This is a genomic window from Streptomyces sp. RPT161, assembly GCF_027533845.1.
Taxonomy (GTDB): domain Bacteria; phylum Actinomycetota; class Actinomycetes; order Streptomycetales; family Streptomycetaceae; genus Streptantibioticus_A; species Streptantibioticus_A silvisoli_A.
This window is the reverse complement of record NZ_JAPZVN010000004.1, coordinates 367,665-387,718: the sequence shown is the minus strand read 5'-3', so window position 1 is coordinate 387,718 and position 20,054 is coordinate 367,665. Positions and strand designations below refer to the sequence as shown.

Genomic DNA, 20,054 nt, shown 5'->3' with positions numbered 1-20,054 from the left:
CATACGTGAACCACACCCAACATCAAACCAACAAATTGGTTTGTTTCTCCAGCCCGAGCACAGCCCCGCCCAGGATCTGCGCGCAGCGGCGGACAGTTGACCTGAACCTAAGTTCAACTCCTAGCGTCAGGCCGTGCTCGCCTTCGCGCGCCCCATGTCGAACTGCGATGCGGTCCCAGGAGAACCTGATGAGTACCACCAGCGACTGCCCACAGGTCGCCAAGACAGCGACACCAGCCAGGAAAGACGGCAACGGTCAGGCCGCCACCCTGGTTCTGGTCGGCACCCTGACCACCATGGCCGGGGCGACCGTCGCGCCCGCGATCCCCGGCATCCGTGCCGCGTTCGCCGGTACCGCCAACGTCGACCTGCTGTCCCGGATGGTCACCACCACCCACGCGCTGGCGATCGTTGTCCTCGCCCCGCTGGCCGGAACCGTCGTGGAGCGGCTGGGCCTCAAGGCAGCGCTGGTCACGGGCGTGTTGGCATTCGCCGTCGGTGGTAGCTCAGGTGCGTTCCTGCCCAACCTGCCGAGCGTCCTGGCCGGTCGGGTGGTGCTCGGCATCGGGGTCTCCCTGATCATGACGAGCAGCGTCGCCATGCTGGCCGACCTCTACGAGGGCGCCCAGCGGCAGAAGTTGCTGCGGCGGCAGACCGCCGCTGGTGCCTTCGGCGGCGTGCTGCTGCTCGGTGGCGGCGCGCTGGCTGACCTGGACTGGCGAGTGGTGTTCCTGCTCCGTGGGCGCGGCGGTGGTCTCCGCCGCCTACTACCTCGGCGGGCGCCGAGCCATCAGCCGTTAGCCGCAAACTCCCTTATTTCACCCGCGCATTAAGCGATCTCCAAGGAGCGAAACATGTCCACCCCTCCCCTGCGCCTCGCGATCGTGGTCGCCAGCGTCCGTGAAGGCCGTTTCGGCCCGACCGTCGGCAACTGGTTCACCAGCATCGCCAAGCAGCGCGAGGACCTGACCGTCGACGTGATCGACCTCGTCGACCACCAGCTCCCCATGGCGCTGTCGCACAACCCGTCGCCCGAGGTGGCCGCCGAGTTGGCCAAGATCTCCCCGCGCCTGGAGCAGGCCGACGCCTTCGTCGTGGTGACCCCCGAGTACAACCACAGCTTCCCGGCCACGCTGAAGTCCCTGATCGACTGGCACTCCACGCAGTGGCAGGCCAAGCCGGTCGGCTTCGTCTCCTACGGCGGCCTGTCCGGCGGCCTGCGCGCGGTGGAGCAGCTTCGGCCGATCTTCGCCGAGTTGCACGCCGTGACGGTCCGGGACGCGGTCAGCTTCCACACCCCCTGGGGCCAGTTCGACGAGAACGGCGCGCCGAAGGACCCCTCGGGCCCGGAGGCCGCCGCCAAGGTCCTCCTGGACCAGCTCGCATGGTGGGGCAACGCCCTGCGGGACGCCCGCGCCAAGCACCCGTACGGCAGCTGATCCGACCGGGCCGTGCCGGCCCGACCACACCACGCGCGGGGTGCGCCGAACGGTTTCGGCGCACCCCGCGCTCCGTCCGGGGCCGACGGCCCACATCGTGATCTGATCACGGGGTACGTTCGAATCCTCTCGGCGCAACCCCGCGATTCGCCTTTCACGCCTCCTGAAAACGGACCGACATGACTGAGCCGATCAACTCCGCCGCACCGCAGCCGCGGGACATCGTCCTGGACGCCGACGGCGTCCAGCTCTCCGCACTGCTCGCCGAACCCGAGCACCTGCCGCCGCGGGCCGTCGTGGTCGCCGTGCCCGGCGGAGGCATGAAGGCGGGCTACTTCCACGGCCCGGCGCATCCCAGCCTCTCCCTGCTGTCCCTCGGGGCACGGCTTGGCTTCACGGTGCTCGCCGTCGACCGCCCCGGCTACGGTCTGTCGGCCGGCCGGCTCCCGGAGGGAATGGCCCTGGCCGAGCAGTCGGCGACGCTGCACGCGGCCCTGAGCGACTTCGCGCTGCGCCACCAGACCGGCGCCGGTTTCTTCCTTGTCGCCCACTCCTACGGCGGCAAGCTCGCGCTGACCGCCGCCGCCGACAAGCGCGGCGCCGACCTGCTCGGGCTGGACATCTCCGGGATCAGCCACCGCTACGCGGTCGACGTCTCACAACTGCCGGACGGTGAAGGCGCGTTGAACGGTGTGCGGCTCGGCTCCCTCAACTGGGGTCCGCTGCGGCTGTATCCGCCGGACACGTTCCGGCTCGCCGAACCGCTGGTGTCCCCGATGCCGGTGCGCGAGGCCCGGGAGCTGCGGAACTGGCCGGACGTCTTCCCCTCGGTGGCCGCACGGTTGCAGGTGCCGGTGCGGTTCACGTACGCCGAACACGAACGCTGGTGGCACCACGACGAGGAAACCCTGGAGTCCATGCGGACCCTGCTGGCCGCCCCCAGGATCCTCTTCGACCGACAGCAAAGCGCGGGCCACAACATCAGCCTCGGCTGGGCAGCCCGCTCGTACCACCTGAAAACCCTGGCCTTCGCGGAGGAGTGCCTGCTGACTCGCCAGTTGGCGCGATAGCGGGCTCGCTTCCGCGAACTGTCTGACCCTCGAACCGCCGCGCCCCGGACCCCTGTTCCCCCAGCACGTCACACGGATTGGCCAGGGCGCAGCGCTCAAGGGTCAGGCACCCGCATCCGATGCAGTCGGTCAGCTTCTCCAGCAGCATCGTCATCTGCCTGATCCGCTCCGTCAGGTCCTGCCGCCAGTGCTCGGAGACGCATGCCCAGTCCTCCTTGCTGGGTGTGCGCCCCTCCGGCAGGAGGGCGAGCGCTTCGCGAATGGTGGCCAGCGGAATGCCGACCCGTTGGGAGACCCGGATGAAGGCCACCCGGCGCAGTGTGTCCCGCGCATAGCGACGCTGGTTGCCGCTGGTGCGACTGCTGTCGATCAGCCCCCGGCGCTCGTAGAAGCGCAGTGCGGACGCCGGAACCCCGCTGCGCTCCGACAGTTCGCCGATGGTCAGTTCCTTGGCCTGCCAGGACACGCCGCTCACAAGAACACCCTAGCTGGGCCTGAAGTTTGGTTCAGGTCCAGCCAGGGTGTTCATCGGCTGCGGTGCGGACTACCAGTCGCCGCCGCCGAATCCGCCGGAGTCGCCCCCGCCGAAGTCACCGAATCCGCCGCCGGTGTCCCCGAACCCACCGGAGAAGTCACCGGGGTTGAAGTCGGCACCGGAGAAGTCACCGCCCTGCGGACCGCTGTCGAATCCGCCGCCCATCTCGCCGCCGCCGAACCCGCCGCCGTCGTAGGCGTACGCGGGCGTGCTGAGCGCGCTGCCGAGCATGGTGCCGATCAGCAGCCCCGGCAGCATTCCGCCGCCGAAGTAGCCGCCCGCCCACGGCGCGTAGGCCGGTCCGGCGTCCCAGTACGGCTGCGGGCCGTACGCGGTCTGCACATGGCGGGTCATCGGCTCGGCGCCGTCGGCGATCCGGCTGGCGTCCGCCGCACACGCCGGAACGCTGCGCACCGCCCCGCCGGCGGGCGCCCACTCCACGTCACGCACCGAAGGCCCGTGCCGCGGGTCGAAGAAGCACGGCACCCGGCGCTCCGGCAGCGGCGCACCGGTGCGCCGGGCCGCCAGCGTGGCCAGCGAGAACCGGCCGTCCTCCAGCGCCTCGGTGACCGGCCGTACGTCGTCCGGCTTGGCCGCCGCGGCCATCAGCGACTTGGCCCGGTCGTACGCGTCGAGCGCGTGTGTGTAGTCGCCCCGCATCGCGTCCGTGGCGGACGGGTCGGCCGGGCTGAAGTCCAGGCGCTCAAGCTCCTCGCCGAACGCGGTGATGTCCTCGTCCACCACCGTGCGGAGCTGGTCCAGGGCGGCCCGCTCCCGCTCGGCCTTCTTCTTCTTGGCCCGGCGGTACAGCACGTACCCGCCGCCGCCCGCGCCCAGCACGATCACGCCAGCGGCGATCGCACCGGCCGCCGCGCCGGATCCACCGGAGCCGCCGGAGTCACCCCAGGAGCTGGGGGCGTGGCCCTTGGCCACCTGGTCGGCCTGGTCGACGAACGTGTTCAGCTCGGTCTTGGCGTCGCTCGCGGAGGACTTGGCGTCCAGCACGATGTTGCTGACCGTGCTGTGGGACATCACCTTGGCGTCGGCCGCGGCGTTGAAGCCCTTGTCGCCCAGGTGCACCACGTAGACGCCGGTGACGCCGACCTTGGTGCGCAGCAGCCGCAGCAGCGTGGCGCGCGGGTACTCCGGCGAGTCGGGCAGCACGGCGACGAACACCGGCTTGTTCGCGTCCTTGATCTTCTTCTCCAGCGCCGCGGCGTCCGCCGACGAAAGCTGCGAAGAGGCGCGCGGGTCCACATAGACAGGACTCTTCTTCAACCCCTCGGCCACCGCGTCCAGACCCCCGGCGGCGTGCGCGGGCGAAGCCGCCAGTGCCAATACGGCGAGCAGCATCGCCGGGAGCAGCGCGAGCAGCCCCCGGCGTGCTCTGTTCAGGGACGTGCCCACGAAAAGCCTCCGTAGTTCCTGCTGACGTTCCTGCGATCGACCATCCGAGATCAATCGATCACCCAAGAGTACGTAAAGACAGGACGCATCGGCGCGCACGGAGGTTGACACCCGGACCTAATCGTTACGCGCCTGTCGGGGATCCTCGACCGGCCGGGCGCTGGCCGTGTCACCGGGCGCCGACTGGATGGTGCGGCGCACGGGCTCGTCCTGCGTCCTGGGCGCGGCGGACTCGCCGCTGGCGCCCTCCTTGAAGTCGTCCTTCAGCGCCTTGGTCTCGCTCTTGAGGATCCGCAGTGACTTGCCGAGCGCCCGGGCCGTGTCGGGCAGCCGCTTCGCTCCGAACAGCAGGAACACCACGAGTACGACAACGACAAGGTGCCAGGGTTCCAAACCGTTGCGCAGCATCGGCGTCCCACCTCTTCTTCCTCTTGTTTCCCTTGGCTGGTCCGGGCCCGCACGCCCCTCATTGCAGTATTCCCGAAACCCGTACACAACATCGTCCGGGTACCCGCAAATACGTGCGCATCCGGACGCCCGCTTCGCGTACTCTGCGCGATGTGCTGGTCCGACTTATGCGGGCTTACCTCAAGCCCTACACCAAACCCATAGCGCTGATCGTGCTTCTCCAGCTGGTGCAAACGCTGGCGACGCTGTACCTGCCGACGCTCAACGCCAACATCATCGACAAGGGCGTCGTCAAAGGTGATACCGGTTACATTCTCCGCACCGGCGGTTTCATGATCGCCGTAACCCTGCTCCAGATCATTTGCGCGATCGGAGCGGTCTACTTCGGCGCACGCACCTCCATGGCCCTCGGCCGGGACGTGCGGGGCGCGGTGTTCGACCGGGTGCAGTCCTTCTCGGCCCGCGAGCTGGGGCACTTCGGCGCGCCCTCGCTGATCACCCGGACGACCAACGACGTCCAGCAGGTCCAGATGCTGACCCTGATGACGTTCACCCTGATGGTCTCGGCGCCGATCATGTGCGTCGGCGGCATCCTGATGGCGCTCAACCAGGACGTACCGCTGTCCGGTCTGCTCCTGGTCATCGTGCCGGTGCTGGGCGTGATCGTCTCGCTGCTGGTCCGCAAGCTGCGTCCGGTGTTCCGCGGCGTGCAGGAGCGCATCGACACCGTCAACCGCGTCCTGCGTGAGCAGATCACCGGCATCCGGGTGATCCGCGCCTTCGTCCGCGACACCCACGAGCGCCAGCGGTTCGAGGAGGCCAACAGCGAACTGATGGCCGTCTCGGTCCGCTCCGGCCGGCTGATGTCGATGATGTTCCCGCTGGTCATGCTGGTGGTGAACATCGCCAGCGTGGCCGTGCTGTGGTTCGGCGGGCACCGCATCGACAGCGGCGGCATGCAGTTGGGCGCGCTGACCGCGTTCATCAACTATCTGATGCAGATCCTGATGAGCGTCATGATGGCCACCTTCATGTTCATGATGGTCCCGCGCGCCGAGGTGTGCGCCGAGCGGATCCAGGAAGTGCTCGGCACCGAGACCAGCGTGGTGCCCCCGGTGACGCCCGTCTCCTCGGTCACCCGGCACGGCCAACTCGAACTGCGGGGTGTGGAATTCCGCTACCCCGGCGCCGAGGAACCGGTGCTCAAGGACATCGACCTGATCGCCCTGCCCGGCGAGACCACCGCCATCATCGGCTCCACCGGAAGCGGCAAGTCCACCCTGCTCGGCCTGGTGCCCAGGCTGTTCGACGCCACCTCCGGTTCGGTACTGGTGGACGGCGAGGACGTACGGGAGCTGGACCCGGCCACCATGGCCGAACTGATCAGCCTCGTACCGCAGAAGCCGTACCTGTTCACCGGAACGGTCGCCTCCAACCTGCGTTACGGCAAGCCCGACGCGAGCGACGAGGAGTTGTGGCAGGCGCTGGAGATCGCGCAGGCCCGCGACTTCGTGGAGCGCATGCCCGAGGGCCTGGACGCGCCCATCGCACAGGGCGGCAGCAACGTCTCCGGCGGCCAGCGGCAACGCCTCGCGATCGCGCGGGCGTTGGTCCGGCGGCCCGAGATCTACCTCTTCGACGACTCCTTCTCCGCCCTGGACTACGCGACCGACGCCCGGCTGCGCGCCGCGCTCGCCCGCGAGACCCGGGACGCCACGGTGGTCATCGTCGCGCAGCGGGTCAGCACCATCCGCGACGCCGACCGCATCGTGGTCCTGGACGAGGGCCGCGTCGTCGGCACCGGCACCCACACGGAACTGATGGACGGCAACGAGACCTACCGGGAGATCGTGCTCTCCCAGCTCACCGAGCAGGAGGCGGCGTGAGCGTCGCACACGCGGCCGCCCTGCCGCACACGACCACGAAACCCGCACCTCTGCGCCGCGCGGGCGGAGAAGCGAACAAGGAGGCACGGTGAGCACCCCCGCACCCCGTAGAGGTCCGGCCCCCGCGGCCGGACCGGCGCGTTGGATGGGCGCCCAACCGGCCGAGAAGTCCATGGACTTCAAGGGATCGAGCAAGCGGCTCCTCGGCATGCTGCGCCCCGAGCGAGGCATCATCGTGTTCGCCCTGGTGCTCGGTGTCTGCAGCGTCGGGCTGTCCGTGCTCGGACCCAAGATTCTCGGCAAGGCCACCGACCTGATCTTCGCCGGCGTCATCGGCCGCCAACTGCCGCCCGGAACCACCCAGGCGCAGGCCGTGGCCGCCATGCGCGCCCACGGCCAGGGCAAGATCGCCGACATCGTGGCCCCGATGCACAACGTGCGCCCCGGCCACGGCATCGACTTCGGCGCGGTCGGCGTCGTCCTGCTGTGGGTGCTGCTGATCTACGTGGCCGCCGCGCTGTGCGGCTTCGGTCAGGCCCGCATCGCCACCCGAGTGGTGCAGCGGTCCGTCTACCGGCTGCGCCAGGAGGTGGAGGAGAAGCTCGGCCGACTGCCGCTCAGCTACTTCGACAAGCAGCAGCGCGGTGAGGTGCTCTCCCGCGCCACCAACGACATCGACAACATCGCGCAGACGCTTCAGCAGACGCTCAGCCAGATCGTGGCCTCGCTGCTGACCATCCTCGGCGTGCTGACCATGATGTTCTGGATCTCCTGGCTGCTCGCCCTGGTCGCGCTGCTCACCGTGCCGCTGTCGGTGATCGTCGCCGCCCGGATAGGCAAGCGCGCCCAGCCGCAGTTCGTGGCCCAGTGGAAGTCAACGGGCAAGCTGAACGGGCACATCGAGGAGATGTACACCGGCCACTCCCTGGTGAAGGTCTTCGGTCGCCAGAAGGAGTCCGCCGAGATCTTCGCCGAGCACAACGAGGCGCTGTTCCAGGCGGGTTTCAGGGCCCAGTTCATCTCCGGCACCATCCAGCCCGCGATGATGTTCATCGGCAACCTGCAGTACGTGCTGATCGCCGTCATCGGCGGTCTGCGGGTCGCCTCCGGCACCCTGTCCATCGGTGACGTGCAGGCGTTCGTCCAGTACTCGCGGCAGTTCAGCCAGCCGCTGACCCAGGTGGCCAGCATGGCCAACATGGTGCAGTCCGGTGTGGCCTCCGCCGAGCGGGTCTTCGACCTCCTCGACGCCGAGGAGCAGGAGGCCGACCCGGCCGAGCCGCTGCGCCCGGAGCAGGTCACCGGCAAGGTGGAGTTCGAGGGTGTGCACTTCCAGTACGACCCGGAGAAGCCGCTCATCGAGGACCTGTCGCTGTCGGTGAGCCCCGGCCAGACGGTGGCCATCGTCGGCCCGACCGGCGCGGGCAAGACCACGCTGGTCAACCTGCTGATGCGGTTCTACGAGGTGACCGGCGGCCGGATCACCCTGGACGGGGTGGACATCGCCGGGATGTCCCGCGAGGAGCTGCGCGGGCACATCGGCATGGTCCTCCAGGACACCTGGCTGTTCGGCGGCACGATCGCCGACAACATCGCGTACGGATGTGAGGGCGCCACCCGCGAGCAGATCATCGAGGCGGCCAAGGCGACCCACGTCGACCGCTTCGTCCGCACGCTGCCCGACGGTTACGACACGGTCCTCGACGACGAGGGCGCCAACGTGTCCACGGGCGAGAAGCAGTTGATCACCATAGCGCGGGCGTTCCTCGCCGAACCGGCCATCCTGGTGCTGGACGAGGCCACGAGTTCGGTCGACACCCGCACCGAGGTGCTGATCCAGCACGCGATGGCCCAACTGCGGTCCGGCCGCACGAGTTTCGTCATCGCCCACCGCCTCTCCACCATCCGCGACGCGGACGTGATCCTGGTGATGGAGTCGGGCCACATCGTGGAACAGGGCACGCACGACGAACTGCTGGCCGCGGAGGGCGCGTACGCCCGGCTGTACGCCGCCCAGTTCGCGGAACCGGTCGCGGAGACGGCGGACTCGGTCTGAGGTGGCGAGGGTTCGGCGGCAGAGTCTTCGAACCCCCGCACCGCGGCAGGCGGGCGAAGCCCCGCGAAGGGGTGCGGGCGCGAAGCCCCCGCACCCCTTCGCGTTAGCGTGAGTCCATGCTCGGCACGGCTTTGAACCTCCTGACCTGCCCGCTCTGCGGGCAATCGCTCACCGCGGGCGCGGGCGCGCTGAAGTGTCCCAAGGCCCACGCCTTCGACATCGCCCGCCAGGGCTACGTCAACCTGCTCTCGGGCGGAGCCCACACCGGAACCGCCGACACCGCCGAAATGGTCCGCGCCCGAGCCGACTTCCTGGCCGCGGGCCACTACGCCCCCCTCGCCGAGGCGATCGCGCGCATCGCCTCGGACCTCGGCCCGAGCACGGTCCTGGACGCCGGAACCGGCACCGGCTACTACCTCGCCGCCGTCCTCGACGCTCTCCCCACCGCCGTCGGCCTGGGCCTGGACATCTCCAAGTACGCCCTCCGCCGCGCCGCCCGCGCCCATCCCAGGGCCGCCGCGGCGGTATGGGACGTATGGCGGCCACTGCCCGTACGCTCGGCCGAAGTCGACCTGGTGCTCAATGTGTTCGCCCCGCGCAACGCGGCCGAGTTCGCCCGCGTACTGCGGCCCGAAGGCGCCCTTCTGGTCGTCACCCCGACCGGCGCCCACCTTGCGGAACTCCGCGCGGAGGCGGGCCTGCTGGAGGTCGACGCCGCCAAGGAGGAGCGCCTGGACCGCACCCTGTCCGGCCGCTTCGAGCCGGCCCGCACCGAGCATCTGGACTACCCGCTCACCCTCAGTGCCGCCGAGGCGACCGACGCCGTGGCGATGGGGCCCTCGGCGCACCACGCCCCGCGCGCCGTGGAAGGCGACCGCCAGGTGACCGCCTCGTTCCGCCTGTCTCTGTACCGGCCGACGCCTCAAACCTGAGACCACACGGCCAACCGGCCGCCCCTGGGCCCGGCCCCCGGCCAGGTCCGTGACCCATCGCCCGACGTCGGCCCCCCGGGCGGCCGACGCCCACGCGACCGTGCCGTGGGCGTCAACGCGTAGCACGCGAACCCCAGCAGCAGCGCCGTGAAGTGCCCGAGATCGGTGAACGTACGCCCGTTGACCACCGACCAGCCGAAGAAACCGGTCACCAGCACCACGTACCCCCACCGCCACGGTCTGGGCACCAGGTACGCCAGGATCCCGATCACGCCCGCGATCCCGTAGCTCACCCCGATGTCCACCGTGTGCGCCATCGACTTCGGCAGCCGCTCGTACTGGATCCCCAGCCGCACCGCCTGCTGGCTCACCAGCGTCGCGCCGACATGGGCGATCCCCACCGTCAGCAGCCACCGCCAGGTGCCCAGCCAGCGCTCCGCCGGGGCGTGGATCAGCTCGAAGAACACCCCGTAGATCAGGAACCCTGAGGGCGACTCGATCCACAGCGCGCTGACGAACAGCACCCGAAGGGGGTGATCACGCAGTTGCACCAGATTGGTGCTGTTGTGGTGCAGCAGGAAGTTCCGCACCCCGGGCGACACCACCGCGATCACCCCGCTGGTGACCGCCAGCACCAGCAGCCAGATGTGCGTGCCCGGCGAATGGCCCACCCACTCCCCGACGGCGCGCAGGCCGATCCGGACCGCCTCGCGTGGTGTGACGCGGCGGCCCTTACGGGGCTCGTGGTCGGTTGCGGTCACCCTCCACATGATGACGGCATTCTCTGTGCGCCCGCACCGAGCCGAACCCACGGAACTTGTAGGATGACCGGGTAACCCCTCAACCCAGCCGGAGGACGCCGTGACCCCAGAGCTGCGCGCCGCCGACCGCCGCTCCCTCGTGGACACCGTCGTCGAACAGCTCAGGACCCAGCTCGCCGAACGCGCCTGGCGGGTCGGCGACCGCATCCCCACCGAGCACGAACTGGCCGAACGCCTGAGCGTCGGCCGCAACACCGTGCGCGAGGCGGTGCGCGTCCTGGTGCACGCCGGACTGCTGGAGTCCCGCCAGGGCCAGGGCACCTTCGTACGGTCCACCGCCGACCCCGCGGCGGTCCTGCGCGGCATGAAGCAGGCGAACGTCCGGGACGTACTGGAACTGCGCATCGCCCTGGAGACCGAGGCCGCCCGCCTCGCCGCCACCCGCCGCACCGCCGACGACCTGCGCCGGATGCGTGCCGGGCTGCGGGCACTGCACCAGCACGGCCCGCAGCCCGAGGGCGCCATCCAGGCCGACGACGACGTCGACTTCCACCTGGCGGTCGTCGCCGCCGCGCACAACACCGCGCTGTCCGAGGTCTACGGCTACTTCAGCTCGTCCGTACGCGAGGCGCTGGTGGCCTCGCTCGGCCAGGACGGCATGCCGCCCATCGACCTGGAAACCCACACCGCGCTGGTCGACGCCATCGAGTCCGGCGACCCGCAGACCGCAGAAACCGCGGCCCGGAACCTGCTCATGTCCCCCATGCGCGCCGTTGAGGCGCTCATCACGCACGACACCGAGGCCCAGCGGTAACAGGAACCTCCCGCGCGGAGCCGAAAGGAGCAACGCTTGACCCGCCCCGACCCCGACCAACTGCTCGTCGACGCCGAAACCGACCTGCGCCCCACTCCTTCCGGTGTCGCCGCCCGCCGCGCGCTCCTCGCGCACCCGGTCGTGCTCCTGGTCGGCGTGGTACTCGCCTCGCTCAACATGCGCGCCGCGCTCGCCAGCATCTCCCCGCTGGTCAGCGAGATCAGCGCGCACTTCGGGCTCTCCTCGACGGCGAGCAGCCTGGTCACCTCGGTCCCGGTACTCTTCCTCGGCCTCGGCGGCATCATCGCTCCCGTCCTCGCCAAGCGCTTCGGCACCGAACTGGTGCTGTTCTGCGCCCTGGTGCTGCTCGGCGTCGGCATCCTGGTGCGCGTGCTGCCCTCCGTCGTGGCGCTCTACGGTGGCGGCCTGCTCGCCGGTACCGCGATAGCCCTGCTCAACGTCCTTATGCCGGGCCTGATCAAGCGCGACTTCCCCGACCGCGCCGCTTCGATGACCTCCGTCTACACCGGCGCGATGATCGCCGGAGCGACGCTGGCCGCCGCGGCCTCCGTACCGCTGGAGAAGGCGTTCGGCGGCAGTTGGCAGGCGTCCCTGGCCACCTGGTCGCTGCTGGCGGGCATCGCCGCCCTCGCCTGGCTGCCGCAGGTGGTCATCGCCTGGGGCCGAACCGGCCATGAGACCAAGGTCGTTGCGGGCGGCGGTTCCGGCAAGAGCGTGTGGCGCAGCGCGCTCGCCTGGCAGGTCACCGGGTTCATGGCGTTGCAGTCGCTGTGGACGTATGTGCTCATCGCCTGGCTGCCGACGATCCTCACCGACCACGGAATGAGCCGTTCCACGGCCGGTGTCGTCTTCGCCTTCAACACCCTGGTGCAACTCGCCGGCGCCTTCGGGGTACCGCTGCTCGCGGGCCGGATGAGCAGCCAGCGCCTGCTGGTCGTCCTGGTCACCGGTCTGGTCGGCACCGGATACGCGGGCCTGCTGGTCGCGCCCGCGGCGTACGCCTGGCTGTGGGCCGCACTGATCGGCGTCGGCCAGGGCGGTGGCATCGGACTGGCGCTCACCCTGATCGTGCTGCGCTCGGGCGACGCCCACACCGCCGCCCGCCTCTCGGGCATGTCCCAGACGGTCGGCTACCTGGTGGCCGCGGTGGGACCCTTCGGGGCGGGCGCCCTGTACCAGGCGACGGGCAACTGGACCGTCCCCCTGGTGGTCATGCTGGGCGTCTGCCTCACGGCCCTGCTGGTCGGCCTGGCGGCCGCAAGGCGCCGCACGGTCTAGGGCGTTCGGGGTCGAAACCCCCGGGCCGCGCCCAACCTCAGCCGGCCCCCCAGCGTGCCGACGCCCAGGTACTCCTCAACCCGCTCGCGCGGCGAACACCGCGCGAGCGGGTCCAGCCCCACCAGCAACAGCACCGGCCCCCCGTCCCCCACGAACGCCGACCACCGCTCCCCCACCTCCACCTGCACCCGGTGCGCGCAACCGTCCAGTTGGACCACTGCCCGCAGCCGCCCCACCAACGTCACCCGCGCCCCCGTGTCCGGCAACCGGGTACGCGGCGGCACCAGCCCCAGCGCCCTGGCCAGCCCGACCAGCTCCCGTTCAACCTGCCGCGCATCAGGATGCGCGAGCAGCAGGAACGCGACCGGTCCCGCACTGGTGCGCTCCAACCACGCCCATGACGCGAGCGAGTTGACGAACGCGGGCGTGGGCGTCGCCATCACGCGCCCGCCCGCAACAGCGCCCACACCTGCTTGCCGCCGCCCTCGATCGGCGAAGTCGCCCATAAGTCCGCGGTGTTGACGACGATGAACGCCCCCCGACCGCTTTCCGCGCAACGGTCCGCCTCCTCCACGACCACCGGCAGCGCGGTCGACTGATCACGGACGGCCGCCCGCACCCCCTCGCGCATGTTCCCCAGAACGAGTTCGCAGTCAGCCGGGTTCACATGAGCCGGTGTTTCCGTCACACAGACCCCGGCCGCGTCGACCAGCCCCGCCCGCCCCCACAGCCGCGGATTGGCCCTGACGATCCGCCGTGCGGCGCCGAACAGGTCCTGCTTCGCGCCGAGTTGGAGTCGGCACGGACTCGACGTCGTCACGATGGGTGGGGATTCCAGCGTCATGCCTTCCACGTTCCCGGCCCGAGGCCAGCCTGACCAGGCATAAACGGATCGCACACAAAAGTGTGCGAGTGCTGTGGTGAAGGCGTGGCAGTGGGGAGCTGTGAGGTGGCGACGGTGCGGTCAACGCCCCGGTCACCACGGGCAGCCGCCGGATCGAGCGCGGCTCCTTCCTGGCGGCGGCCCCGCGAACGGGGTGATTTCCGGCACCGCAGCCGGGTAGACATACGGATGTGTCCGTACTGGTAGGCACGTCCGGCTGGATGTACCGGGATTGGCGCGGTGTCCTCTACCCGGCAGGGTGCCCGCAGCGCCTGTGGCTGGAGGAGTACGCGAAGCGCTTCGTCACCGTGGAGAACAACGGTGCCTTCTACCGCCTGCCGACGGCCGCGACCTTCGCCGAGTGGCGCGACCGTACGCCTGACGGTTTCGTCATGGCCGTGAAGGCCAGCCGCTATCTGACGCACATCAAGCGGCTGCGGGAGCCGCGGGAACCGGTGGAGCGGCTGATGTCCCGCGCGGCTGAGCTGGGGCCGCGCCTCGGCCCGGTACTGCTCCAGTTGCCCCCGACGCTGCGCGCGGACGCGGAGACGGTGGAGTCACTGGACGCATGCCTGACCGCGTTCCCGACCGGCACGCGGGTGGCCGTCGAACCGCGCCACGACTCGTGGTGGACGGACGAGGTCCGCGCACTGCTGGAAAAGCACGGCGCCGCCCTGTGCTGGGCGGACTGGCGCGCCAGGCCCACCGGACCACTGTGGCGCACCGCCGACTGGGGATACGTCCGCTTCCACGTGGGCATCGCGCAGCCCTGGCCGCGCTACGGCCGCCAGTCGCTGGCCACCTGGGTGCGGCGGATCACGGAGACCTGGCCGGACGAGTCGGACGTGTACGCGTATTTCAACAACGACCCGGGCGGGGCCGCGGTGCGTGACGCGGAAACCTTTCTGGGGCTGCTAGCGCGCACCCAGCACACAGGTCAGCACGGCCATGAGCAGCAGCGCGCCCAAGATCATGCCAAAGCGGCCGTTGGCCGTGTAAGGGCTTGACGAGGGGCGACGGCGGCCGAAGGCGGCCCCGACGAAGCCAGCCGAAGCATCTCCCGTGTGGTGGTGATGGTGCTGACCGAGCCCTCCGTGGTGACCGTGGTGCCCGCTGAACCCCCCACCGTGATGACCGCCGCCACTGAACCCACCGCCGCCGTGCATGCCGCTCACTCCGTTCGTGATCAATACTGAGACGAGCGCCTGCCCAGTTTCCGACGGCTAACACATCCAAGTGCCGGCAGTCCTTGTGGCCGAGGTCACAATCGCGTCCAGGCGGCCGTGGTGGGCACCGTGCCAGTAGACCTGTCCGCACTCCCGGCACCGCACGAACGCGTCATAAGTACGCCGCGTCCCGGGCTGAAGCAGATGCACCACCTCGTCCTTGCTGACCGGCTCCAGCTCACCGTTGCACGCCATGCACCGCGTCCACGGCGCCAGCGTCGGCGCGAACCGGTGGAGTACGTCGGCGAGTTGGGCATCTGGCCGCGACCCCCGTACGAACGCCCCGCACCACAGGCTCCTACGGAACAGCAACCCGCGATCCTGCGTGAGCAACACTCTGCCCTGCCCGTTGGCCTGCGTGATCAGCGCGTCGTCGTCCATGTCGTTGCGGTACGCGGTGTCCAGGCCCACCAACCGCAAACGCCGTGCCAGCGCGCCCAGATGAACGTCCAGCACGAACCGCACGTCCGCGACCCGCTGCGGGCGCCGAACCTCGTGCACCCGCACCAGCTCACCGCCACGCGGCCGGTATGTGTCCGGCACTGTCTGCCCGTCGGCCTCCAGGCCGCCGACCTCGGTCAGCGGCACCCCGATCGACTGGACGACATGCCCGAGCGACGACGTCCCATCGACCGCCACCCGTACCCCCGACGCCCCCCGATTCCGTACCGCCAGGAAAAACCGCAGGTCATCCGCCACACAGACCCGCAGCTCCGCACCACTCACCCTTCCAGCCTGCCACGGTGCCCGCCGTCGCCACGGCAACGGATTGCCCGCCGCGACGGCGAGCGACCACCATGGCGCGGCGGCGCCGGACCCACCGGGCCCCGCCGAGATCCGGCCGAGATCCGGCCCGAGGCTAAATCTCGTCCCACCCGATGGAGTCGTACAACTCCATCAACCCCCGCATCCGTTCCGCGTCCACCGCGAGCTCCACCCCGTCGATCCACCCGACCGCCGCGATCCCCCTCGCGTTGCAGACGAACGCCCCGTCGTACGAGGCGACTTCAGCCAGCCGCACCACCGCCCGCCGCGAAGGCGTCCCCCGCTCGGCCAGCGCGCCCTCGATCAGCCGCATGGTGATGCCGTGCAGCATGGGCGCCTCCGGCCAGACCACCGTGGGCCCGGCGAAGAACCCGATGTTGGCGATCGCGCCCTCCGCCACCACCGCGTCGGGACCGACGAGCAGCGCATGGTCGAACCCCTCGCGCTGGGCCTGCCGCTCATGGTGCTTCTGCCCGAACCCACCGAGGTGCTTGATATGCGGTACCGGCCGCAAATACCGCACCGCCCGCAACCGCTGCGGGTGGTCCGGATCCTCCGCGGGCGGCTTCACCGTGACCAGGACGGACGGCGCCTGCCCCGCCTCGGGCTGGAAGACGTACACCCGCACCGAGGCGTCCGCGACGTCCGCCCCGAGCGCGTGCCGCACCAGTTCCCGCACCCGGCCGCCGTCCAGCCCGAACCCGAACAGCTCCCGTGAGGCCGCGTCCAGCCGCCGCAGATGCGCCTCCAGGCCACGGGTCCTCCGGCCGCGCACCTGCATGGCCGTGAAGTGGCCGTACGGGAATCCGGCCAGGAACGCCAACTGCTCAGCGGTGGCCGGGCGTCCGTCAATCTCGATCCGTGAGGTGATCGGCGAGGTCTCCACGCCGGCCAGGGTATTCCTACTCCTCGCCGACCAGCGTCAGCGCCCGCAGCCTGCGGCCCGCGAACCAGGTCGCCACCAGCGTCACGCCCACCAGCAGGACCACCGCCAGCGGCAGCCCCACGTCCGAGGAGACCGCACCGCCGTCGGCGACCTTGGCCGCCAGTGCCAGCGCCCACTGCTGAACGCTCAGCGTCCGCGCACCCGGCACCAGGTTGCCTATCAGCGACTCCCAGACCAGCGCGTACACCAGTCCCGCCACCACCGCGTGCCGCGTGACGACGCCCAGGAGCAGGAATATCGCGCTGTAGGCGAGCGAGGCCACCGCCGCCGCGACTCCGAAGGCCACGGCCAGGTGCTGGCTGTTGCCGTCGAGCACCAGGCCCGCCACGAACGTCGGTATCGCGGCGAAGCCCACCGACACCATCATGGCGACCAGGAGTTTGGTGAGGATGATCGTCGGCCGCTTCACCGGCTTGGCGAGCAGGTAGGCGATCGATCCGTCATCGATCTCCGGGGCGATGGCGCCGGTACCGGCGATCACGCCGATCAGCGGGACCATCGTGGCCAGCGCGAACCCGGACAGCACATCGCGGGCCGTGGAGTCGTCGGCGCCGGTCAGCGTCCGCACCGCGACGGAGATGATGATCAGCAGCACCGGCAGCGCGAAGAGGATCGCCGCGCGGCGCCTGCCGAGCAGTGCCCGGTAGGTCAGCCTGGCGACGGTCGGGTGGTACACCGTGGACATGTCGTTCGCTCCCTATGCCGCGACCAGGTAGGAGAAGACGCTTTCCAGCGACTCGTCCGAGGGCGACACCTCGTAGAGCCGGATGCCGTGCTCGCGTGCGACGCGCGGCAGCAGTTCCGTGAACCGCGCGAAGTCGACGGCCTGGATGCGCAGCGCACCGCGCCCTCCCTCGACACCGAGTTCCAGGCCCGTCGTGCTGCCGTCCGCGATCAGCGCCGCGGCCAGCGCGCGGTCGTCGCTGGACCGCACCAGGTAGCGGTGCGGGCGGTCGGTCATCAACCGGCGGATCTTGCGGAAGTCACCGGACGCCGCGTGCCTGCCGGCGACGATCACCTCGATGTGGTGGGCGAGTTGCTCGACCTCCTCCAGGATGTGCGAGGAGAACAGCACGGTCCGGCCATCGGCGCCCATCTGCCTCAGCAGATCCATCAGTTGGAGCCGCTGGCGCGGGTCCATCCCGTTGAACGGCTCGTCCAGCAACAGCACCGACGGCTCGTGGACCAGCGCCGAGGCCATCTTGACCCGCTGCCGCATGCCCTTGCTGTAGGTGTCGATGCGGCGGCCCTGCGCGTACTCCATCTCCACCGTGGCCAGCGCCTTGCGCGCCGCCGCCCCGGGGTTGGGCAGACCGTGCAACTCCGCGTTGGCCAGCACGAATTCCGCGCCGGTGAGGAAGTCGTACATCGACTCGCGCTCGGGCACGATGCCGATGTGCCGGTACGCCTGCTCGTTGCGCCAGATGGTCTGGCCGTCGAGCGTCACGCTGCCCGTGGAGGGCGCCAGGAAACCGCCCATCATGTTGATGAGGGTGGACTTGCCTGCCCCGTTGGGACCCAGCAGCCCGGTCACGCCGGGGCCGATCGTCATGCTGACGTCGTTGACGGCGACGACGTTGCCGAACCAGCGCGAGACCTTGTCGATCGTTACGGTGGTCATCCCAGCCCGACCTTTCGATAGCGGCGCATCAGCAGTGCGAACGAGCCGGCGATCAGGCCGAGCACGACGAGCAGATAGAACAGTCCCGCGACGGCGTTGGACGGCCCGTAGCCCCCGACGAAGTCCGAGTGCGCGCCCAGCCACCAGGTCTGCAGCCCGTCGATCAACGTGACCGGCGAGAACAGCCCGAGCCAGCCGATCGCCGTCTGGGCGCCCTGGTGGAAGGCCACGGCCTGCACGCTGGTCACCGCGCCGTACGAGATGGTGAACACCGCGATCACCGCCGCCACCCCGAAGCCCCGGCGCGGGGTGAGCGCGGCCAGCACCAGCCCTATGCCGCCGAACAGCAGCGACATCAGCGCGGCGGCCAGCAGCCCCTTGCCGAAGCCCGCGGTCTGCGTGGCGAAGTCGAGCTTCGCCAGCAGCGCGCCGACGTAGAGGATCACCAGCGGCGTCCCGATGAGCATGAACAGGGCCGCGGCCATGGCCCCGAACTTGGCTATGACGTAGTCGATGCGTTCCATGGGCCGGGAGAAGTAGAGCGGAACCGTCTTGAACCGCAGGTCACGGGAGACGGACTGGGGGGCCTGGGCGGCGAGGTAAAGCCCGATGACCGCCTGGAGGTAGAGCGCGTACCGCGTGTACTCCAGCGGCAGCTTGGTCATGTGGGTGTAGATGGCGACCGCGTCGATGATGCCCGCGGGCAGGCACATCACGGCCAGCAGGATCATCGGCAGGACCTTGGACTTAGCCGACCTGCCGAGCCCGTACGCACCGCGCAGGCTCTGGGTGAACAGCGAGCGGCGGATGTACGAGCGGTCCAGCCGGACGCCGTCGTAGTGCCGGTAACCGATGTCGTGGATGCGGGAGTTGTCGGCGGGGGCGTTCACCGCCACTGCTGCTGTGCGCTCAGGCGGCATCGCGGCTGCCTCCTTCCTGGTCCTGCTTGCTCTTGAAGATCTCGGCGATGCGGTGGCGGCGCTGCTCCATGCGGATCAGGCCCAGTCCGAGCGCGGCGACCGCGTCCCGGACGGTGTCGTACGTCGACTCGTCGGCTATGTCGACCAGCAGCAGGTGGCCGTCGGCGTGCGCCGTCAGCCCCGCGGCGGTGAACGCCTCCAGCGCGGCGCGGGTCCCGTCCGGATGGTCGTCGGTGTCCGTCACCTCCACCGCCAGTGAGGCGGTGGCCTGCGTGAAGTCCCTTGTGGAAGAGGCACGCAGCAGCTTCCCGCCGTCGATGACGACGATCTGGTCACTGGTGCGCTCCAACTCGCCCAGTAGATGGGAGGTGACCAGGACCGAGATACCGAAGTCGCTGTGCACCCGGCGAATCAGGGCGAGCATCTCGTCCCGCCCGACCGGGTCGAGACCGTTGGTCGGCTCGTCCAGCAGCACCAGCTTCGGGTCGTGCACCAGCGCCTGCGCCAGCTTCACCCGCTGCTTCATGCCCGTCGAGTAGCCGCCGATCGGTCGGTACCGCTCCTCGTACAGCCCGACGTGGCGCAGCGTGTCGGCGGTGCGCTCACGCGCGGACGTGGGCGGCAGCCCGGACATGCGGGCCATGTGCACCACGAACTCGGTGGCCGACACGTCGGGCGGCAGGCAGTCGTGCTCCGGCATGTAGCCGACCAGCGACCGGATCCGCGGTCCCTCGGTGGCCACGTCGAGACCGAGCACCGCGGCGGTGCCCTCGGTCGCCGGGGACAACCCGAGCAGGATTTTGATCAGGGTGGACTTACCGGCCCCGTTGGCGCCCACCAACCCGGTCACACCCGGCTCGATGCCCACGGACAGCCGGTCCAGAGCGGTCACCCGCGGGTACCGCTTGGTCAGGCTTTCGGTCTCGATCACAGTCACGAGTCGACGGTAGGGGTAGTGACGGACATCCGTCGTCACTCCCGCGGGTCGGCTTTGGGTAGTCCTTCAGGCGGACCTCCCGTAGGGGACCCGCGACCTGGGGATTACCGGATCTCGGGGTCGGCCGTCCCGCGGGCTTTCCCTCCGGC

22 protein-coding genes are annotated in these 20,054 nt (G+C 70.0%); 10 read left to right on the top strand and 12 right to left on the bottom strand.

The annotated features are described in order from the left end of the window. The first annotated feature begins 188 nt into the window (after positions 1–188). The 3 genes from O5O46_RS12810 (at position 189) to O5O46_RS12800 (ending at position 2,509) form a co-directional block, all read left to right on the top strand. Positions 189–833, top strand: coding sequence for an MFS transporter (locus O5O46_RS12810; protein WP_269855477.1), 645 nt, complete (start codon positions 189–191; stop codon positions 831–833). Positions 834–854: 21 nt separating this feature from the next. After that, positions 855–1,439, top strand: coding sequence for an NADPH-dependent FMN reductase (locus O5O46_RS12805; protein ID WP_269855476.1), 585 nt, complete (start codon positions 855–857; stop codon positions 1,437–1,439). Between the two features lie 179 nt (positions 1,440–1,618). Beyond that, complete coding sequence (locus tag O5O46_RS12800; RefSeq protein WP_269855475.1) at positions 1,619–2,509, top strand: alpha/beta hydrolase; 891 nt, start codon at positions 1,619–1,621, stop codon at positions 2,507–2,509. On the opposite strand, the gene soxR is transcribed toward O5O46_RS12800, so the two are convergent. The 3 genes from soxR to tatA all read right to left on the bottom strand — a co-directional run bounded on the left by soxR (position 2,421) and on the right by tatA (position 4,859). After that, positions 2,421–2,984, bottom strand: coding sequence for a redox-sensitive transcriptional activator SoxR (gene soxR, locus O5O46_RS12795; RefSeq protein WP_269855474.1), 564 nt, complete (start codon positions 2,982–2,984; stop codon positions 2,421–2,423). The two genes, O5O46_RS12800 and soxR, sit on opposite strands and share 89 nt — an antisense overlap. A 69-nt stretch (positions 2,985–3,053) precedes the next feature. Beyond that, the gene (locus O5O46_RS12790; protein ID WP_269855579.1) at positions 3,054–4,397 is read right to left on the bottom strand and encodes a hypothetical protein; all 1,344 of its coding nucleotides are present in this window, start codon (positions 4,395–4,397) and stop codon (positions 3,054–3,056) included. Positions 4,398–4,568: 171 nt separating this feature from the next. Continuing rightward, on the bottom strand, positions 4,569–4,859 hold the full coding sequence (tatA, locus tag O5O46_RS12785; RefSeq protein ID WP_269855473.1) for a Sec-independent protein translocase subunit TatA: 291 nt from the start codon (positions 4,857–4,859) through the stop codon (positions 4,569–4,571). Positions 4,860–5,011: 152 nt separating this feature from the next. On the opposite strand from tatA, the gene O5O46_RS12780 reads away from it, so the two are divergent. From O5O46_RS12780 to O5O46_RS12770, 3 genes are all read left to right on the top strand, one after another. Then, positions 5,012–6,745 (top strand): ABC transporter ATP-binding protein, encoded by a 1,734-nt coding sequence (locus O5O46_RS12780; RefSeq protein ID WP_269855472.1) that lies wholly within the window; start codon positions 5,012–5,014, stop codon positions 6,743–6,745. Positions 6,746–6,890: 145 nt separating this feature from the next. Beyond that, on the top strand, positions 6,891–8,801 hold the full coding sequence (locus tag O5O46_RS12775; RefSeq protein ID WP_269855578.1) for an ABC transporter ATP-binding protein: 1,911 nt from the start codon (positions 6,891–6,893) through the stop codon (positions 8,799–8,801). A 116-nt stretch (positions 8,802–8,917) separates the two neighbouring features. Then, positions 8,918–9,733 (top strand): putative RNA methyltransferase, encoded by an 816-nt coding sequence (locus O5O46_RS12770; protein ID WP_269855471.1) that lies wholly within the window; start codon positions 8,918–8,920, stop codon positions 9,731–9,733. Here O5O46_RS12770 and O5O46_RS12765 read toward each other — a convergent pair. Continuing rightward, positions 9,724–10,494, bottom strand: a complete 771-nt coding sequence (locus O5O46_RS12765) for a rhomboid-like protein (RefSeq protein WP_269855470.1) — start codon at positions 10,492–10,494, stop codon at positions 9,724–9,726. The two genes, O5O46_RS12770 and O5O46_RS12765, sit on opposite strands and share 10 nt — an antisense overlap. 100 nt (positions 10,495–10,594) lie before the next feature. On the opposite strand from O5O46_RS12765, the gene O5O46_RS12760 reads away from it, so the two are divergent. Both O5O46_RS12760 and O5O46_RS12755 read left to right on the top strand, forming a co-directional pair. Then, on the top strand, positions 10,595–11,308 hold the full coding sequence (locus tag O5O46_RS12760) for a FadR/GntR family transcriptional regulator (protein WP_269855469.1): 714 nt from the start codon (positions 10,595–10,597) through the stop codon (positions 11,306–11,308). A 36-nt stretch (positions 11,309–11,344) separates the two neighbouring features. Continuing rightward, positions 11,345–12,607: a CynX/NimT family MFS transporter gene (locus O5O46_RS12755; RefSeq protein WP_269855468.1), complete on the top strand. Its 1,263-nt coding sequence runs from the start codon at positions 11,345–11,347 to the stop codon at positions 12,605–12,607. Here O5O46_RS12755 and O5O46_RS12750 read toward each other — a convergent pair. Beyond that, complete coding sequence (locus O5O46_RS12750) at positions 12,604–13,047, bottom strand: hypothetical protein (RefSeq protein ID WP_269855467.1); 444 nt, start codon at positions 13,045–13,047, stop codon at positions 12,604–12,606. The two genes, O5O46_RS12755 and O5O46_RS12750, sit on opposite strands and share 4 nt — an antisense overlap. Further along, positions 13,047–13,451 carry an ATP-binding protein gene (locus O5O46_RS12745; protein ID WP_269855466.1) on the bottom strand — a complete coding sequence of 135 codons (405 nt, stop codon included), beginning with the start codon at positions 13,449–13,451 and terminating at the stop codon, positions 13,047–13,049. The genes O5O46_RS12750 and O5O46_RS12745 overlap by 1 nt, the downstream gene beginning before the upstream one ends. 230 nt (positions 13,452–13,681) lie before the next feature. Here O5O46_RS12745 and O5O46_RS12740 point away from each other — a divergent pair, with 230 nt between their 5' ends. Both O5O46_RS12740 and O5O46_RS12735 read left to right on the top strand, forming a co-directional pair. Continuing rightward, on the top strand, positions 13,682–14,497 hold the full coding sequence (locus O5O46_RS12740) for a DUF72 domain-containing protein (protein WP_269855465.1): 816 nt from the start codon (positions 13,682–13,684) through the stop codon (positions 14,495–14,497). Positions 14,498–14,554: 57 nt separating this feature from the next. Next, complete coding sequence (locus O5O46_RS12735; protein WP_269855464.1) at positions 14,555–14,686, top strand: hypothetical protein; 132 nt, start codon at positions 14,555–14,557, stop codon at positions 14,684–14,686. Positions 14,687–14,713: 27 nt separating this feature from the next. Here the strand turns inward: O5O46_RS12735 and O5O46_RS12730 are convergent, their stop codons facing one another. From O5O46_RS12730 to O5O46_RS12705, 6 genes are all read right to left on the bottom strand, one after another. Further along, positions 14,714–15,442: a Mut7-C RNAse domain-containing protein gene (locus O5O46_RS12730; RefSeq protein ID WP_269855463.1), complete on the bottom strand. Its 729-nt coding sequence runs from the start codon at positions 15,440–15,442 to the stop codon at positions 14,714–14,716. Positions 15,443–15,575: 133 nt separating this feature from the next. Continuing rightward, positions 15,576–16,367, bottom strand: a complete 792-nt coding sequence (locus O5O46_RS12725; RefSeq protein ID WP_269855462.1) for an aminotransferase class IV — start codon at positions 16,365–16,367, stop codon at positions 15,576–15,578. A 16-nt stretch (positions 16,368–16,383) separates the two neighbouring features. Continuing rightward, complete coding sequence (locus tag O5O46_RS12720) at positions 16,384–17,103, bottom strand: ABC transporter permease (RefSeq protein WP_269855577.1); 720 nt, start codon at positions 17,101–17,103, stop codon at positions 16,384–16,386. Positions 17,104–17,124: 21 nt separating this feature from the next. Further along, a complete protein-coding gene (locus tag O5O46_RS12715; protein WP_269855461.1) occupies positions 17,125–18,048 on the bottom strand; it encodes an ABC transporter ATP-binding protein in 924 nt (307 codons plus the stop codon). Beyond that, the gene (locus O5O46_RS12710; RefSeq protein WP_269855460.1) at positions 18,045–18,968 is read right to left on the bottom strand and encodes an ABC transporter permease subunit; all 924 of its coding nucleotides are present in this window, start codon (positions 18,966–18,968) and stop codon (positions 18,045–18,047) included. Before O5O46_RS12710 ends, O5O46_RS12715 begins: the two co-directional genes overlap by 4 nt. After that, positions 18,958–19,905 carry an ABC transporter ATP-binding protein gene (locus tag O5O46_RS12705; RefSeq protein ID WP_269855459.1) on the bottom strand — a complete coding sequence of 316 codons (948 nt, stop codon included), beginning with the start codon at positions 19,903–19,905 and terminating at the stop codon, positions 18,958–18,960. The genes O5O46_RS12710 and O5O46_RS12705 overlap by 11 nt, the downstream gene beginning before the upstream one ends. Between the last annotated feature and the right edge of the window lie 149 nt (positions 19,906–20,054).

Bases quoted from the DNA above. Each gene is read 5' to 3' on its own strand.
- O5O46_RS12810 (WP_269855477.1), top strand. From the start codon at position 189: ATGAGTACCACCAGCGACTGCCCACAGGTCGCCAAGACAGCGACACCA.
- O5O46_RS12805 (WP_269855476.1), top strand. From the start codon at position 855: ATGTCCACCCCTCCCCTGCGCCTCGCGATCGTGGTCGCCAGCGTCCGT.
- O5O46_RS12800 (WP_269855475.1), top strand. From the start codon at position 1,619: ATGACTGAGCCGATCAACTCCGCCGCACCGCAGCCGCGGGACATCGTC.
- O5O46_RS12790 (WP_269855579.1), bottom strand. From the start codon at position 4,397: ATGCTGCTCGCCGTATTGGCACTGGCGGCTTCGCCCGCGCACGCCGCC.
- tatA (WP_269855473.1), bottom strand. From the start codon at position 4,859: ATGCTGCGCAACGGTTTGGAACCCTGGCACCTTGTCGTTGTCGTACTC.
- O5O46_RS12775 (WP_269855578.1), top strand. From the start codon at position 6,891: ATGGGCGCCCAACCGGCCGAGAAGTCCATGGACTTCAAGGGATCGAGC.
- O5O46_RS12770 (WP_269855471.1), top strand. From the start codon at position 8,918: ATGCTCGGCACGGCTTTGAACCTCCTGACCTGCCCGCTCTGCGGGCAA.
- O5O46_RS12750 (WP_269855467.1), bottom strand. From the start codon at position 13,047: ATGGCGACGCCCACGCCCGCGTTCGTCAACTCGCTCGCGTCATGGGCG.
- O5O46_RS12745 (WP_269855466.1), bottom strand. From the start codon at position 13,451: ATGACGCTGGAATCCCCACCCATCGTGACGACGTCGAGTCCGTGCCGA.
- O5O46_RS12715 (WP_269855461.1), bottom strand. From the start codon at position 18,048: ATGACCACCGTAACGATCGACAAGGTCTCGCGCTGGTTCGGCAACGTC.
- O5O46_RS12710 (WP_269855460.1), bottom strand. From the start codon at position 18,968: ATGCCGCCTGAGCGCACAGCAGCAGTGGCGGTGAACGCCCCCGCCGAC.